Consider the following 15,340-nt stretch of genomic DNA (forward strand, 5'->3'; position numbering starts at 1 on the left):
GCGGTCGGGGGAGTAGCGTCGCGGGCATGCATGCGATCACGATTTCCGAACCCGGCGGGCCCGAGAACCTGACCTGGACCGAGGTCCCCGATCCGGTGCCCGGCGAGGGCGAGGTGCTGGTCGAGGTGGTGGCCAGCGCCGTCAACCGGGCCGACATCATGCAGCGCCAGGGCCACTACGACCCGCCGCCCGGCGCCCCCGCCTACCCCGGCCTGGAGTGTTCCGGCCGGATCGCCGCCCTCGGCCCCGGTGTCTCCGGCTGGGCCGTGGGCGACGAGGTGTGCGCGCTGCTGTCGGGCGGCGGTTACGCGCAGAAGGTCGTCGTCCCGGCCGGGCAACTGCTGCCCGTGCCCGAGGGCATCGACCTGAAGCAGGCGGCGGCGCTGCCCGAGGTGGCCTGCACGGTCTGGTCCAACGTCTTCATGCTGGCTCACCTCCGGCCCGGCGAACTGCTGCTGGTGCACGGCGGTTCCAGCGGCATCGGCACCATGGCGATCCAGTTGGCCAAGGCCATCGGGGCGCGGGTCGCGGTGACCGCCGGGACCAAGGAGAAGCTGGACTTCTGTGCCGAGCTGGGCGCGGACATCCTGATCAACTACCGCGACCAGGACTTCGTCGCCGAGATCGAGCGGGCCACGGACGGCAAGGGCGCCGACGTCATCCTCGACAACATGGGCGCCAAGTACCTGGGCCGCAACGTGGAGACACTGGCTGTCAACGGGCGCCTGATGATCATCGGGATGCAGGGCGGCACCAAGGGCGAGCTGAACATCGGCCTGCTGCTGGGCAAGCGCGGCGCGGTCAGCGCGACCTCGCTGCGGGCCCGCCCGCTGAGCGAGAAGGCGGCCATCGTGGCGGCCGTACGCGAGCATGTCTGGCCGCTGATCGCGTCGGGCGTTGTCCGTCCCGTCGTGGACCGCGAGGTGCCGATGACGGACGCGGCCGAGGGACACCGGGTGGTGGAGGACAGCGGCCACATCGGCAAGGTGCTGCTGGTCGCGCCGTAACCTCACTGAACCTCAGGTGCGGCGGATGCGCAGGCCCAGCCGGGCCAGCGCGAGGCCGAGGCCCAGCAGGACCAGGCCGCTGCCCAGGGGGAGGACACGCGGCGCCCGTGCCGTGGTGCTCTCCCCCTGGCGTACGGCCGCCGGCCGCGAGGCCGGGGCGGCGGTGGCGGTCGGCGTGGGCGCGGCGGGGCTGTCGGCGGTCTCCGGCTCCTCCGGGTAGGCGGCCTCCGGGGTGGCGGGTGTGGCGCTGCCTGTCGGGTCCTGGGCCGGGTCGGGCAGTTCGGGGCGGCCCGGCCGCATCCGCCCCTCCCCGCCCCGGCTCCCGGCTCGCGCGGGCTTGGAGACGGTCGGGGACGGCGAGGCGGTTTCGGCGGCGTTCCGGGCCCGCACGGCGGGGACGGAGGGGCGACCGGACGGGGTGGGCGAACCCGGCGGGGCGCTCTCCGCGCCGTACGCGGTCGCGGTGCCGCACACGGGTGCGGCCGTCGTCGCCAGGACGAGCAGCACCCGCACCATGCGGAGCATGAGTCGCAGCCATGGAGTCACGTCGGTGACCTCCGGGGAAATGCCGGGGAAGAAGGAATCCAGCCTCACATTTCATGGCGCACCCGGCATTCCGGGTTGGGCCGTACGGGGCGGTACGCCGGATCACCGGCGCGCGGGGGTGCGGCGGCGATGGGGTGGGCGGGTGCGAGAGAATGACGGCATGGAGATGCCGAGGAACGAACGGTCGCCCGAGAACCCCCAGATCCTCGTCGTGGGCCAGGACGGGATGGCGCTCGGTGGCGACACGGACGGGGGCTCCCGCGAGATCCCGGTGACGGACCAGGTGGAGCAGCCGGCGAAGGTCATGCGGATCGGCAGCATGATCAAGCAGTTGCTGGAGGAGGTGCGCGCCGCTCCTCTGGACGAGGCGAGCCGGGTCCGGCTGAAGGAGATCCACGCCAGCTCGGTCAAGGAGCTGGAGGACGGCCTCGCGCCGGAGCTGGTGGCGGAGCTGGAGCGGCTGTCGCTGCCCTTCACGGACGACGCGACGCCGAGCGACGCCGAGCTGCGGATCGCCCAGGCCCAGTTGGTCGGCTGGCTGGAGGGCCTCTTCCACGGCATCCAGACCACGCTGTTCGCCCAGCAGATGGCCGCCCGCGCCCAGTTGGAGCAGATGCGCCGCGCGCTCCCGCCGGGCAGTGTCCCCGACGGCCCCGAGGAGCAGCACACCGGCGGCCGCTCGGGCGGACCGTACCTGTAGACACGTCTTACGAGAAGGGCCCGGCGGAAGCGATCCGGCGGGCCCTTCTTGTGTGACGCCTACTGCGGCGGCTCGCCCGTGGAGACGTTCAGCGAGACCTCGCCCATGTTCTTCGGGTCGACGTCCGTGCCAGGCGCGGGAAACTGGTCGAGGACCGTCCCGTCGCCCCAGGTGTTGTTGTCTTCCTTCTTCACCTTGTACTGCCAGCTCGCGGCCTGGAAACACGCCTTCACGGAGTCGATGTTCTTGTACCGGAAGTCGGGCAGCCGGATCTTCTTCTCGTCGTTGTACGACTCCTGCGGCTCGGTGCACTCGGTGTCGTCGATCGTGCGCGAGGTGTCCGGGCCCCGGTAACCGGAGGCGTGCGAGGAGATGGAGGCGCTGGGGGAGTCGTCACCGCCCGCCGTGGTGTCGTCCTTCTTGTTCATGTTGAGCGCGATCAGCAGGCCCGCGATCAGCACCGCGGCCACCGCGACCGAGCCGATCAGCACCGGCTTGTTGTTCCGCCCGCCGCCGCCCCCGGAGGCGGGCACCGCGGTCGGCGGCTGGGCCCCGTAGGCGGGCGCCGGCTGCCCGCCGTACACGGGCGGGGTGGGGTAGCCGCCCTGCTGCGGGTAGCCGTAGGACGGGGGCGGGGTGCCGTACGGGTTCGGCGTCGGCTGGTACGGCTGCTGCACCTGGCCGGGGTGGGGCTGCGGGGCCGTGTGATCGACCGGCGGGAACACCGCCGAGCCCACGCCCGAGCCGCTCTGCGCCGGACCCGCGCCCGGCACGATGCTCGGCGCCGCCTGCTGGAGCGAGGCGGCCACCCGCAGGCACTCCTCGCGCATCGCCTCGGCGGTGGGGAAGCGTTCGTTGGGGTTCTTCTTCAGCGCGCGGGCCACCAGGGCGTCCACCGCCGGGGGCAGCGCGCGGTTGATCGAGGAGGGCGCGACCGGCTCCTCCTGGACGTGCGCGTAGGCGATGGCCAGCGGCGAGTCCGCGTCGAACGGCAGCCGGCCGGTGACGAGCTGGAACAGCATGATGCCGACCGAGTACAGGTCGGAGCGGGCGTCCACCCCGCGGCCGAGGGCCTGCTCGGGGGAGAGGTACTGCGGGGTGCCGACGACCATGCCGGTCTGCGTCATCGAGGTGACCCCGGACTGCATGGCCCGCGCGATGCCGAAGTCCATCACCTTGACCACGCCGCGCTTGGTGGTCATCACGTTGCCCGGCTTGATGTCCCGGTGGACCAGCCCCTTCTCGTGGCTGATTTCCAGCGCGGCCAGCACGTCCGCGGTGATCTTCAGGGCCTTGTCGGCGGGCATCGCGCCGAACTGCCGTACGTCGTCGGCGAGCACGGAGCCGAGCGGGCGGCCCTCCACGTACTCCATGACGATGTAGGGCATGCCGTCCGCTTCGTCCTCGCCGGTGTCGAAGACGGAGACGATGTTGGTGTGCGTGAGCTTGGCCACGGCCTGGGCCTCGCGGCGGAACCGCTCGCGGAACGCCTGCTCCCGGCCCAGCTCGGTGTGCAGGGTCTTGATGGCCACCTGGCGGTCCAGCACCGAGTCGTGGGCCAGGTGCACGGCGGCCATGCCGCCCTCGCCGAGCAGGTCCTGGAGCCGGTAACGGCCACCGGCCAGTGCCCGCCCCGTGTACCGGCCGCCCTGTGCGCCGTCCTGGCTCATCGTTCCGTGTCCCCCACTGGCCCGTCGGAGCCGTCATCGACCGGACACGCGCCGCGCGGCACCTGTCTTGATCGAATGTGTCATTCCCGGCCAAGTCTGCCCGAGGGCACGGACACGTCAAGCCCGGTGCCCGTTCCGTGACCGTACGCGAAAGAAGCGTCGCGCAAGCGTTACAGCAGGGGTACGACCGGTGCACGGAATTTGCACGAGGGCCTGTGCTGCGGGTTTCATGGCCGGTCCGTCCTGGGCCCGTCCCGGTGCCGGATCGGGACCGGCGGCCACCGGCGAGGCTGTAGCGTGGCCGACGGAGTCCGTATCAACACCGCGCGCATCGCGGGCAGAAACGACGGCGAGGACCGATGGCACAGACGCACGGCGCCCAAGGCCCGTCCGACCCCGAGGCGGCGGCCGGCGGCGGCATGGCGGAGGCGCCGGAGAACTGGGGCAACGGCGGGCTCGTCGGCGACGGCCGCTACCGGCTCACCCACCGGCTCGGCCGGGGCGGCATGGCCGAGGTGTTCGCGGCCGAGGACGTCCGGCTCGGCCGCACGGTCGCGGTCAAGCTGCTGCGCGCCGACCTCGCCGAGGACCCCACCTCCAAGGCCCGCTTCACGCGTGAGGCCCAGTCGGTGGCCGGGCTCAACCACCACTCGATCGTCGCCGTGTACGACTCCGGCGAGGACCAGGTGAACGGCCAGGCCGTGCCGTACATCGTGATGGAGCTGGTCGAGGGCCGCACCATCCGTGAGCTGCTGGTCGACGCGGACGCGCCGGGCCCGGAGCAGGCCCTGATCATCGTCTCCGGGGTGCTGGACGCGCTCGCCTACTCGCACCAGCACGGCATCGTGCACCGCGACATCAAGCCCGCCAACGTCATCATCACCGACAACGGCGCGGTCAAGGTGATGGACTTCGGCATCGCCCGCGCCCTGCACGGCGCCTCCACGACGATGACCCAGACCGGCATGGTCATGGGCACACCGCAGTACCTCTCGCCGGAACAGGCGCTCGGCAAGGCGGTCGACCACCGCTCCGACCTGTACGCCACCGGCTGCCTGCTCTACGAACTCCTCGCGCTGCGGCCTCCCTTCACCGGTGAGACCCCGCTGTCGGTGGTCTACCAGCACGTCCAGGACATGCCGGTGCCGCCGTCACAGGTCACCGCCGGCTGCCCGCCCGAGCTGGACGGCCTGGTCATGCGCTCCCTCGCCAAGGAGCCGGACGACCGCTTCCAGACGGCCGAGGAGATGCGCGGCCTGATCCAGTACGGCCTGCAGATGCTGTACGACCAGGGCGCCCACTCCGGCACCTGGAACACCGGCCCGGTGGACGCCGCCGCGGGCGCGCCGGCCCCGCCCGGCGGCTACGCGGGCACCACCGTGATGCCCCAGTCCGGCGGCTACGGCGGCGGCACCACGCAGATCCCGCAGCCGATCCTGCCCGGCGGGTACGGGAGCGGCGACGACGGCGGCTTCGAGGGCCACGGCAACAGGGGCAGCGGCAAGGGCAAGCTCCTGGTGCTGGCCGCGCTCGCCCTGGTGGCGGTCGTGGCCGGTGTCGCCCTCGCGCTGAACAACACCGGCGGCGACGAGGGCAAGGGCCCCAAGCCGACCCCGACGCATTCCCGGACGCAAAAGGACGACAAGGCGTCCAAGACGCCGACCGACGACACCTCCAAGGAGCCGACGGACGACCCGGCCACCCAGGGCGGCTCGGGCTGGAACAACGGCTCGGACTACACCCCGTCCTACCAGCCGACCGACCGCGGTACGGCCCAGCCGACGGACGAGCCGACCGGCCAGCAGACTTCCGAGCAGCCGAGCGCCCCGCAGAGCTCGCCGCCCGCCACGGGCGACGCGTCCGGCGGTGGCGGCACGGACGCGGGCACCACGGACGGCACGGGCAACGCGGGCGGCACCGACCAGGGCACCACGGCCGGTGCCGGCGGTGCGGACGCCGGTGCGGCGGCCGGGGCGGACGCGGCCGGCGCGAACGGCACTTGAAGGCCGACGTCGCCGGCCCCCGGAACGGGCCCGGACGGGCCCGTCGGCTGACCGGGCCGAGGCGGCTCAGCCCGTGAAGGCGTCGCACACCGCGTCGTACTCCCGTGTCCACCACACCGCGAGCGCGGAGGCGGCCGGGAACTGGCAGTCGGCGCGGGTGTCACCGCGCTCGTAGTGCCAGCGCAGCATCCAGAAGTCGTTCAGGCGTTCCCACCACACCCGGTGCACGGCCGCCGCCAGCTCCGAGGGGGTGGAGCGCGCCGCGCGGCGGTACGCCCGCGCGTACGCCCGCGCCTTGGGCAGGTCCAGCATCCCCGCGGGCCGTACGAAGAAGATCGCGGCGGCGCGTACGGCCTCCTCGGCGCGGGGCTGCACCCCCAGGCGGTCCCAGTCGACGATGGCGGCGGGGGTGCCACCCCGGTAGAGCAGGTTGAACGGGTGGAAGTCGCCGTGCACCCAGCCCACCGGGCCGCCGCGCGGCGGGCGGTGGTGGGCGTGCTGCTCCAGCAGCGACCGGCGTTCCAGCAGGCGGTGACGGGCCAGGTCGTCGAAGGCGTCGGCGGGTTTGTGCCGGTGGACGTGGCCGAGCAGGTCGTCGATGAGGGCGAAGGTGTCGGCCGGGTCGGCGCTCTCCACCGGGTGCGGGCTCGTGGCCGGGCGGGTGCGCCCCTTCGGCGGCATCACGCGCTCCAGGCAGGCGTGCACGGCGCCCAGTAGCGCGCCCAGGCGCGCGCTCTCGGAGCGGGTGAGCTGACCGCCGTGCAGATGTCCCCCCTCGATCCAGGGGTGCAGGGCATAGGCGTGTCCGCCGACGACCGCGACCGTACGGCCCTCGCGGTGGGTGAGCGGAGGGACGGCCGGGACGCCGACCTCGGCGAGGCGCTGGGTGGCCAGATGACGGCGCTCGATGGCGTCGGGATCGGCGGTGTCGGGGTCGAAGTGGTGCTTGAGGAAGTACCGGCCCCGCGTGGTGCGCACCCGGTAGCCCCGGTTGAGCAGGCCTTGGTCGACCGGTTCGCAGGCGAGGGCCGTACCGGCTTCGTACAGGGGTAACAAGGCGCCGAGCGGGGGCGCGTGGGGCACTGCGGGTGGTACACGGAGGCGCTGCACGCGCCGATGCTAGGGCACGAAAAGACCCCGTGAGCTGGGGGTTGTCACAGGCAGTCGTCGGCGGTCGCATTCGGTCACCCGGCGTGCCCCGGTGAACGTCCGGGTGCACACGGAAGTGCAATTCGCGCGCGGCGCGAAAGAAATCCCCGCCCGTCCCCGGTGACGCGCCGGGACTCTTCCTTTGAGCTGGGTGGGCGGGATAACGTGCCGTTGCTCCGGCCTCCTGCAAGGCTGTGACCAGCGAACTTCCGGGACTTGTGGATTTACTTGGAAATCCAAGCAAAAACGCAGGTCAGGTGGGGTTTCACAGAAATGTGGAGCACTGGGTAACGTTAAAAGCCGCAGGCGCTCGCCGGGGCACCTGTCACGCCTGTTCCCGGCCGAGCGGCACCCACCCCGTGCCCGGTGGTCGAGAAGAGGTGGCCGCTCCCCCCGGCTCCGACCGAGCAAGGGGGAACCCAGGCTCACCGGCAACCCCGTGGGCCGGAACGACGGAGGAGCACACGTGACCGTGGAGAGCAGTGCCGCGCGCAAGCCGCGACGCAGCGCCGCAGGCAAGACCGGTACCGCCGGTACCGGGCGCAGCACCCGCAGCACCGTGAAGCAGGGCACCGAGCCGGAGCTGGTACAGCTCCTGACGCCGGAGGGCAAGCGGGTCAAGAACGCCGAGTTCGACGCCTACGTCGCCGGCATCACCCCCGACGAGCTGCGCGGTCTGTACCGCGACATGGTGCTCACCCGCCGCTTCGACGCGGAGGCGACCGCCCTCCAGCGCCAGGGCGAGCTGGGCCTGTGGGCCTCGCTGCTCGGCCAGGAGGCCGCCCAGATCGGCTCCGGCCGCGCCACCCGCGAGGACGACTACGTCTTCCCGACCTACCGCGAGCACGGCGTCGCCTGGTGCCGCGGGGTCGACCCGACCAACCTGCTCGGCATGTTCCGGGGTGTGAACAACGGCGGCTGGGACCCCAACGGCAACAACTTCCACCTGTACACGATCGTCATCGGCTCGCAGACGCTGCACGCCACCGGCTACGCGATGGGTGTGGCCAAGGACGGCGCGGACTCGGCCGTGATCGCCTACTTCGGTGACGGCGCGTCCAGCCAGGGCGACGTGGCGGAATCGTTCACCTTCTCCGCGGTGTACAACGCCCCGGTCGTGTTCTTCTGCCAGAACAACCAGTGGGCGATCTCCGAGCCCACCGAGAAGCAGACCCGCGTCCCGCTCTACCAGCGCGCCCAGGGCTACGGCTTCCCGGGCGTCCGGGTGGACGGCAACGACGTGCTGGCCTGCCTCGCCGTGACCCGCTGGGCGCTGGAACGCGCCCGCAACGGCGAGGGCCCGACCCTCGTGGAGGCGTTCACCTACCGGATGGGCGCCCACACCACCTCCGACGACCCCACGCGCTACCGCCATGACGACGAGCGCGTCGCCTGGGAGGCGAAGGACCCGATCCTGCGCCTGCGCGCCTACCTGGAGTCCTCGAACCACGCGGACGAGGGATTCTTCGCGGAGCTGGAGAGCGAGTCCGAGGCGTTGGGCAAGCGGGTGCGGGAAGCGGTCCGCGCCATGCCGGACCCGGACCGCTTCGCCATCTTCGAGAACGTGTACGCGGACGGGCACGCGCTCGTCGACGAGGAGCGCGCCCAGTTCGCCGCCTACCAGGCGTCGTTCGCGGACGCTCAGGGGGGCAACTGACATGGCGGAGAAAATGGCTCTGGCCAAGGCGATCAACGAATCGCTGCGGCGCGCGCTGGAGACCGACCCGAAGGTCCTCGTCATGGGCGAGGACGTCGGCAAGCTCGGCGGTGTCTTCCGGGTGACCGACGGCCTCCAGAAGGACTTCGGCGAGGAGCGGGTCATCGACACCCCGCTCGCCGAGTCCGGCATCGTCGGCACCGCGATCGGTCTCGCCCTGCGCGGCTACCGCCCGGTGGTCGAGATCCAGTTCGACGGCTTCGTCTTCCCGGCGTACGACCAGATCGTCACCCAGCTCGCGAAGATGCACGCCCGCTCGCTGGGCAAGGTCAAGATGCCGGTCGTCATCCGCATCCCCTACGGCGGCGGCATCGGCGCGGTCGAGCACCACTCCGAGTCCCCCGAGGCGCTGTTCGCGCACGTGGCGGGCCTGAAGGTGGTCAGCCCGTCCAACTCCTCGGACGCCTACTGGATGATGCAGCAGGCCATCCAGAGCGACGACCCGGTGATCTACTTCGAGCCCAAGCGGCGCTACTGGGACAAGGGCGAGGTCGATCCCGAGCTGATCCCCGGCCCGCTGCACAGGGCGAGCGTGGTCCGCGAGGGCACCGACCTGACGCTGGCCGCGTACGGCCCCATGGTCAAGCTGTGCCGGCAGGTGGCCGACGCGGCCGCCGAGGAGGGCAAGTCCCTGGAGGTGCTCGACCTCCGCTCGGTCTCCCCGCTGGACTTCGACACCATCCAGACCTCGGTCGAGAAGACCCGCCGTCTGGTGGTCGTCCACGAGGCACCGGTGTTCCTCGGCTCCGGCGCGGAGATCGCCGCGCGGATCACCGAGCGGTGCTTCTACCACCTGGAGGCCCCGGTGCTCCGGGTCGGCGGCTATCACGCCCCGTACCCGCCGGCGCGCCTGGAGGACGAGTATCTGCCGGGTCTGGACCGGGTGCTCGACGCCGTCGACCGCGCCCTTGCGTACTGAGGAAGGTTTCGTGACGACGATGACGGAAGCTTCCGTGCGCGAGTTCAAGATGCCGGACGTGGGCGAGGGGCTCACCGAGGCCGAGATTCTCAAGTGGTACGTGCAGGTCGGGGACACGGTCACCGACGGCCAGGTGGTGTGCGAGGTCGAGACCGCCAAGGCGGCCGTCGAACTCCCCATCCCCTACGACGGGGTGGTGCGCGAGCTGCGCTTCGCCGAGGGCACGACGGTCGACGTGGGTACGGCGATCATCGCGGTGGACGTGGCGGGCGGGGCGGCTCCCGGGCCGGCGCCGGCCGCGGCCGCCGAGCCCGCGGCCGCGCCCGCCGAAGAGGCCGAGCCGCAGGGCCGTACGCCGGTGCTGGTGGGATACGGCGTGGCCGCCTCCTCCACCAAGCGGCGTCCCCGCAAGGGACCCGAGGTGGCGGTGGCCGCCGCACCGGCCGAGCTGAACGGGCACGGCCCCGCCGCTCCCGCTCCCGCTCCGGTGAAGGAGCGCCCGCTGGCCAAGCCGCCGGTGCGCAAGCTGGCCAAGGACCTGGGCGTCGACCTGGCGCGGGTCGTCCCGTCCGGGCCGGACGGCATCATCACCCGCGAGGACGTGCACGCGGCGGTGGCTCCGGCGGAGCCCGTGGTGGAGGCCCCGGCCCCGGCTGCCGTGCCCGCTCCCGCGCCCGCCGTGGCCGGGTACGACTCGGCGCGGGAGACGCGTATCCCGGTCAAGGGGGTCCGCAAGGCGACCGCGCAGGCGATGATCGGCTCGGCGTTCACGGCGCCGCATGTCACGGAGTTCGTGACGGTGGACGTGACGCGGACGATGAAGCTGGTCGAGGAGCTGAAGCAGGACAAGGAGTTCCAGGGGCTGCGGGTGAACCCGCTGCTGCTGATCGCCAAGGCCCTGCTGGTCGCGATCAAGCGCAACCCCGAGGTCAACGCGTCCTGGGACGAGGCCGCCCAGGAGATCGTGCTCAAGCACTACGTCAACCTGGGCATCGCGGCGGCGACTCCGCGCGGACTGATCGTGCCCAACATCAAGGACGCGCAGGACAAGACGCTCCCGCAGCTGTCGGCGGCGCTGGGCGAGCTGGTGACCACGGCCCGCGAGGGCAAGACGTCCCCGGCGGCGATGCAGGGCGGCACGGTGACCATCACCAACGTCGGCGTCTTCGGCGTCGACACCGGTACGCCGATCCTCAACCCCGGCGAGTCCGCGATCCTCGCGATCGGCGCGATCAAGCTCCAGCCGTGGGTGCACAAGGGCAAGGTCAAGCCCCGCCAGGTCACCACCCTCGCCCTCAGCTTCGACCACCGCCTGGTCGACGGCGAACTCGGCTCCAAGGTCCTGGCAGACGTCGCGGCGATTCTGGAACAGCCGAAGCGATTGATCTCCTGGGCGTAGCGAGCCATTCCACCTGCGGAAAGGCTGAGACCCTGACCTCCAGTCAGGGTCTTGGTCGCCAGAGAATTCTGAGATTGTGACTCCCGTTCACAGTCTCAGAATTCTCTCGTTGAGCACATGAAGCGGCGCGAGTTAGCGCCACGCAAAGGGCCCGCCCGCACAGAGTGAACCGTGCGGGCGGGCCCTGTCTCGCCGAAGCGGCGCAGCCCTACTTGGTGAAGCCGTAGTTCAGGAGCTTCGTCGCGTCCGTGCCGCGCTGGGTGACGGAGGACGACGCGAGGACCGTGCCGATGACCGTCTTGCCGTTGCGGGTGGCGGCGAAGACGAGGCAGTACTTGGCCTCGGGGCCGGAGCCGGTCTTGACGCCGATGGCGCCGCTGTAGCTGCTCAGCAGCGTGTTGGTGTTGGTCCACGCCTTCATCGTGCGCGTGCTGCCGGTCTTGGTGACCGTCTTCGCCGTGTATGACTTGGTCTTGACGATGGCGCGGAAGTTGGCGTTCTTCATCGCGCTGCTGGCGATCTTCGTCAGGTCGCGCGGGGTCGAGTAGTTCGAGCCCTTGCCGATGCCGTCGAAGGAATCGAAGTGCGTGTTCTTCAGGTTGAGGGCCTTCGCGGCAGAGTTCATCTTGCCGAGGAAGGAGGTCACGCGCGCGGAGTGCGTGCTGCCCGAGCCGTACTTGTCCGCGAGGACGTACGCGGCGTCGCAGCCGGACGGCAGCATCAGCCCGTAGAGGAGCTGGCGGACGGTGACCTTGTCACCGACGATCAGGCCGGCCGAGGACGCGTTGTTGGCGACGATGTAGTCGCTGGCGCCCTTGGGGATGGTGACCTTGGCGTCCAGGTTCAGGTTCGGCTGCGCCAGCACGACCTTCGCGGTCATGATCTTGGTGGTGGAGCCGGTGGAGCGGCGGGTGTCCGCGGCCTTGGTGTACAGCGACGCACCGGTGGAGTTGTTCATCGCGTAACCGCCCGCGGCCACGATCGAAGGCGCGGAAGCGGCCTGCGCGGGCGCTGCGGTGAGGGCACTGGTGGTGAGCAGCGCGCCGGACGCGACGGCGACGGCGGCGGCCCTGCGGAGGGAGGAGCCCTTGATGCCGGTAATCAAAGCGAAATACCTCGATTGTCTGAAATGCCCTGGGAATGCGGCCTAGTTGAGGTGCCCTGAAAGGAGGGCCGCACCTGTGTGACAAGTGATCGGCCCTCATGGTTGCACTCCCCTGACAGGAAAATTTCCGGCGCTCCGCTGACGCCCCTTCAGTCGGGTCCGCATGCTGGACCGCGTTGTCCCGCCCCGGTCTGTTGTATCTATCCTGTAGGCATGCAAACGGCCACCAGGCAGCCACCCGCCGCCGACCGCGTCTACACCCACGTCAAGCAGGGCGTCCTCGACCGCCGGTACGAGGGCGGCACCCTCCTCACCGAGGGTGAGCTGGCCGAAGCGGTGGGGGTGTCCCGTACCCCCGTCCGCGAGGCGCTGCTGCGGCTGGAGGCCGAGGGGCTGATCCGGCTGTACCCGAAGAAGGGCGCGCTGGTGCTGCCGGTCTCCGCGCAGGAGATCGCCGACGTGGTGGAGACCAGGCTGCTGGTCGAGGAGCACGCCGCCCGCAAGGCGGTGCCCGCGCCGCCCGCCCTGCTGGACCGGCTCGCCGAGCTGCTGCAGCGGCAGCGGGAGCAGGCCGCGGCGGGCGACTTCGCCGCCGCCGCCGTCACCGACCGCTGCTTCCACGCCGAGATCGTGCGCAGCGGCGGCAACGAGATCCTCTCCCGCCTCTACGACCAGCTCCGCGACCGCCAGCTCCGGATGGGTGTCGCCGTGATGCACTCGCACCCCGACCGGATCGCCAAGACCCTCACCGAGCACGCCGGGATCCTCGACGCGCTGCGTGCCGGGGACGCGGAGGCGGCGGTCGGGCTGGTGCACCGGCACGTCGGCTGGTTCTCCGAGCTGGCGCGCGGGGAGGTCCGGTGAACCGGGCCATGACCACCCTGCCGGGTGACCCTCCGGGTGGCCGCCGCGCCGTCGCCGTGTGGTCCGTAGGCGTCGCGGTCTACTTCGTCGCCGTCATCTTCCGCACCTCGCTCGGCGTGGCCGGCCTGGACGCGGCGGACCGCTTCCATGTGAACGCCTCCGCGCTGTCGACGTTCTCGATCCTGCAGTTGCTCGTGTACGCGGGCATGCAGATACCCGTCGGCCTGCTGGTGGACCGGCTCGGCACGAAGAAGGTGCTGTGCCTGGGCGCGGTGCTGTTCACGGCCGGGCAGCTCGGCTTCGCCTTCTCCCCGTCCTACGGCACCGCCCTCGCGTCCCGCGCGCTGCTGGGCTGCGGGGACGCGATGACCTTCATCAGCGTGCTGCGGCTCGGCACCCGGTGGTTCCCGGCCCGGCGCGGGCCCTTCGTCGCGCAGCTCGCCGGGCTGGTCGGTATGGCGGGCAACCTCGTCTCCACCCTGGTGCTGGCCCGGCTCCTGCACGGGCTCGGCTGGACCCCGGCGTTCGCGGGCAGCGCGCTCGCGGGCGCGGTCGTACTGGTGCTGGCGCTGCTGTTCCTCAAGGACCACCCCGAGGGCCATGAGCCGGAGCCCTTCCCGCACCAGGGCGCCGCGTACGTACGCCGGCAGATCGCGGAGGCGTGGCGGGAGCCCGGTACCCGGCTGGGGATGTGGGTGCACTTCACCACCCAGTTCCCGGCGATGGTCTTCCTGCTGCTGTGGGGGCTGCCCTTCCTGGTGCAGGCGCAGGGACTCAGCCGGGCCACCGCGGGTGAGCTGCTCACCCTGGTCGTGCTCTCCAACATGGTGGTCGGTCTCGTCTACGGCCAGGTCGTCGCCCGGCACCACGCGGCCCGGCTCCCGCTGGCCCTCGGTACGGTCGCCGCGACCGCCGTCATGTGGGCGCTGACCCTCGCCTGGCCGGGCGCGCACGCGCCGATGGCGCTGCTGCTGGTGCTGTGCGTGGTGCTCGGCGCCTGCGGCCCCGCCTCGATGCTCGGCTTCGACTTCGCCCGTCCCGCCAACCCGCCCGAGCGTCAGGGCACCGCCTCCGGCATCACCAACATGGGCGGCTTCATCGCCTCCATGACCACCCTCTTCGCCATCGGCGTCCTCCTGGACGCCACCGGCGACGACTACTCCGTGGCCTTCTGCGCCGTCTTCGTCGTCCAGGCCCTCGGCCTCACCCAGATCCTCCGTCTGCGCGGCCGGGCGGCCCGCCGGGAGCGGGAGCGGTTGGTGGCGAGCAGGGTGGAGACCGTGCACGTGCCCGCGGCGTGAGCCTGCGGCGCTTCGGCGGGGGGCTTCGGCGGGGCCCGGTATGTCAGCGGGGCTGGGCTGAACGGGGCTGCGCCGCCCGCTGCCGGCCCGCGGCCGGGCCCTGGGCGAGGTGCCGTGCCGGGCGCGCTGTGGCACGGGGCCCAATGGGGTGCGGCGGTGGTGGGTGCGGAGCCCGTGGCTGCTGCCTGAGTGAGGGGCGCTTGCCGTCGCCACTGCGGGCGGTCAGGCGGTCCAGTCCCTGACCGGGACCAGCGTCAGGTACGCCATTCCCAGGATTCCCCGGTAGCTCATCCACTGGGCCCGGTGGCGGTCCAGGCGTTCGCGGACCTCGACCGCGTCCGGGTTGGCGGCCAGCCAGACTTCCTGGTCGGCCTGGCAACCCGACTCGAATTCCTCCCACTCCGGGAGAGTGGCCGTTTCCGTCCACTCCGGGCGGAAGCCGGACTCGACCGCGAGGTCCAGCAGGGCGGGGAGGGTGAGGTGGTCGGACTCGGCGGCGCCCGGCCACATGCCTGCCAGCTCGGCGGGAGTGGGCCGGCGGTCCCATACGCCCTCGCCCAGGAGGACCCGGCCGTGGTCGGTGACCAGGCGGCGGAGGGAGCGCAGGGCTTCTGGTGTGGGGCAGTCGGCGTCGGACAGGGCCTGGGTCGCGCCCAGGCAGAGGACCAGGTCGGCGGGGCCGTGGGCGGTGTCACGGGCGGACTCCGCCAGGAAGGCCACCCGTCCCGCCAGACCCCGCTCCTCCGCCGAGCGGCGGCCCCGGCCGAGGTCTGTCTCGTTCAGGTCGACGCCCGTGCCCCGCGCCTCCGGGACCGCTTCCAGGACCCGGAGCAGCAGCTCCCCCCAGCCGCAGCCGATGTCGAGGACGGTGTGGGGGCGGTTCGCGGAGAGGCGGCCGACGATCGTGTCGGCGCGGGCGGAGGAGAGCGGGCCGTGGAAGGTGAGTCGAGTGGTCATGGC

General features: G+C 71.8%; 13 protein-coding genes. 8 read left to right on the forward strand and 5 right to left on the reverse strand.

All coding sequences use genetic code 11. The annotated features are described in order from the left end of the window. Window positions 1-26: 26 nt before the first annotated feature. The gene (locus E5082_RS13070; protein ID WP_135791410.1) at window positions 27-1,007 is read left to right on the forward strand and encodes an NAD(P)H-quinone oxidoreductase; all 981 of its coding nucleotides are present in this window, start codon (window positions 27-29) and stop codon (window positions 1,005-1,007) included. Between the two features lie 12 nt (window positions 1,008-1,019). On the opposite strand, the gene E5082_RS13075 is transcribed toward E5082_RS13070, so the two are convergent. Next, window positions 1,020-1,601: a hypothetical protein gene (locus E5082_RS13075; RefSeq protein WP_229918820.1), complete on the reverse strand. Its 582-nt coding sequence runs from the start codon at window positions 1,599-1,601 to the stop codon at window positions 1,020-1,022. Window positions 1,602-1,713: 112 nt separating this feature from the next. On the opposite strand from E5082_RS13075, the gene E5082_RS13080 reads away from it, so the two are divergent. Next, window positions 1,714-2,253, forward strand: coding sequence for a bacterial proteasome activator family protein (locus E5082_RS13080; RefSeq protein WP_135791411.1), 540 nt, complete (start codon window positions 1,714-1,716; stop codon window positions 2,251-2,253). Between the two features lie 59 nt (window positions 2,254-2,312). On the opposite strand, the gene E5082_RS13085 is transcribed toward E5082_RS13080, so the two are convergent. Beyond that, on the reverse strand, window positions 2,313-3,923 hold the full coding sequence (locus E5082_RS13085) for a protein kinase domain-containing protein (RefSeq protein WP_135791412.1): 1,611 nt from the start codon (window positions 3,921-3,923) through the stop codon (window positions 2,313-2,315). A gap of 359 nt (window positions 3,924-4,282) precedes the next feature. On the opposite strand from E5082_RS13085, the gene E5082_RS13090 reads away from it, so the two are divergent. After that, window positions 4,283-5,926 (forward strand): protein kinase domain-containing protein, encoded by a 1,644-nt coding sequence (locus tag E5082_RS13090; RefSeq protein ID WP_135791413.1) that lies wholly within the window; start codon window positions 4,283-4,285, stop codon window positions 5,924-5,926. Between the two features lie 66 nt (window positions 5,927-5,992). Here the strand turns inward: E5082_RS13090 and E5082_RS13095 are convergent, their stop codons facing one another. Further along, entirely contained in the window at window positions 5,993-7,036 is a 1,044-nt protein-coding gene (locus E5082_RS13095; protein WP_135791414.1) for a phosphotransferase, read from the reverse strand. A gap of 505 nt (window positions 7,037-7,541) precedes the next feature. Here E5082_RS13095 and pdhA point away from each other — a divergent pair. The 3 genes from pdhA to E5082_RS13110 are packed head-to-tail and all read left to right on the forward strand — an operon-like array spanning window position 7,542 to window position 11,110. Beyond that, a complete protein-coding gene (gene pdhA, locus E5082_RS13100; protein WP_135791415.1) occupies window positions 7,542-8,732 on the forward strand; it encodes a pyruvate dehydrogenase (acetyl-transferring) E1 component subunit alpha in 1,191 nt (396 codons plus the stop codon). Between the two features lies 1 nt (window position 8,733). After that, a complete protein-coding gene (locus E5082_RS13105; RefSeq protein WP_086690300.1) occupies window positions 8,734-9,711 on the forward strand; it encodes an alpha-ketoacid dehydrogenase subunit beta in 978 nt (325 codons plus the stop codon). Between the two features lie 10 nt (window positions 9,712-9,721). Further along, window positions 9,722-11,110 (forward strand): dihydrolipoamide acetyltransferase family protein, encoded by a 1,389-nt coding sequence (locus tag E5082_RS13110; RefSeq protein WP_135791416.1) that lies wholly within the window; start codon window positions 9,722-9,724, stop codon window positions 11,108-11,110. Window positions 11,111-11,318: 208 nt separating this feature from the next. On the opposite strand, the gene E5082_RS13115 is transcribed toward E5082_RS13110, so the two are convergent. Continuing rightward, window positions 11,319-12,215 carry a D-alanyl-D-alanine carboxypeptidase family protein gene (locus tag E5082_RS13115; protein ID WP_135791417.1) on the reverse strand — a complete coding sequence of 299 codons (897 nt, stop codon included), beginning with the start codon at window positions 12,213-12,215 and terminating at the stop codon, window positions 11,319-11,321. A gap of 213 nt (window positions 12,216-12,428) precedes the next feature. Between E5082_RS13115 and E5082_RS13120 the strand changes: the two genes are divergently transcribed. Next, window positions 12,429-13,079, forward strand: a complete 651-nt coding sequence (locus tag E5082_RS13120; RefSeq protein ID WP_086690293.1) for a GntR family transcriptional regulator — start codon at window positions 12,429-12,431, stop codon at window positions 13,077-13,079. Window positions 13,080-13,087: 8 nt separating this feature from the next. Then, window positions 13,088-14,380, forward strand: a complete 1,293-nt coding sequence (locus tag E5082_RS13125) for an MFS transporter (protein ID WP_135791418.1) — start codon at window positions 13,088-13,090, stop codon at window positions 14,378-14,380. Between the two features lie 222 nt (window positions 14,381-14,602). Here the strand turns inward: E5082_RS13125 and E5082_RS13130 are convergent, their stop codons facing one another. Continuing rightward, window positions 14,603-15,337: an SAM-dependent methyltransferase gene (locus tag E5082_RS13130; RefSeq protein ID WP_135791419.1), complete on the reverse strand. Its 735-nt coding sequence runs from the start codon at window positions 15,335-15,337 to the stop codon at window positions 14,603-14,605. Between the last annotated feature and the right edge of the window lie 3 nt (window positions 15,338-15,340).

This window comes from Streptomyces griseoluteus (genome assembly GCF_004784465.1).
Classification (GTDB): Bacteria; Actinomycetota; Actinomycetes; order Streptomycetales; family Streptomycetaceae; genus Streptomyces; species Streptomyces griseoluteus.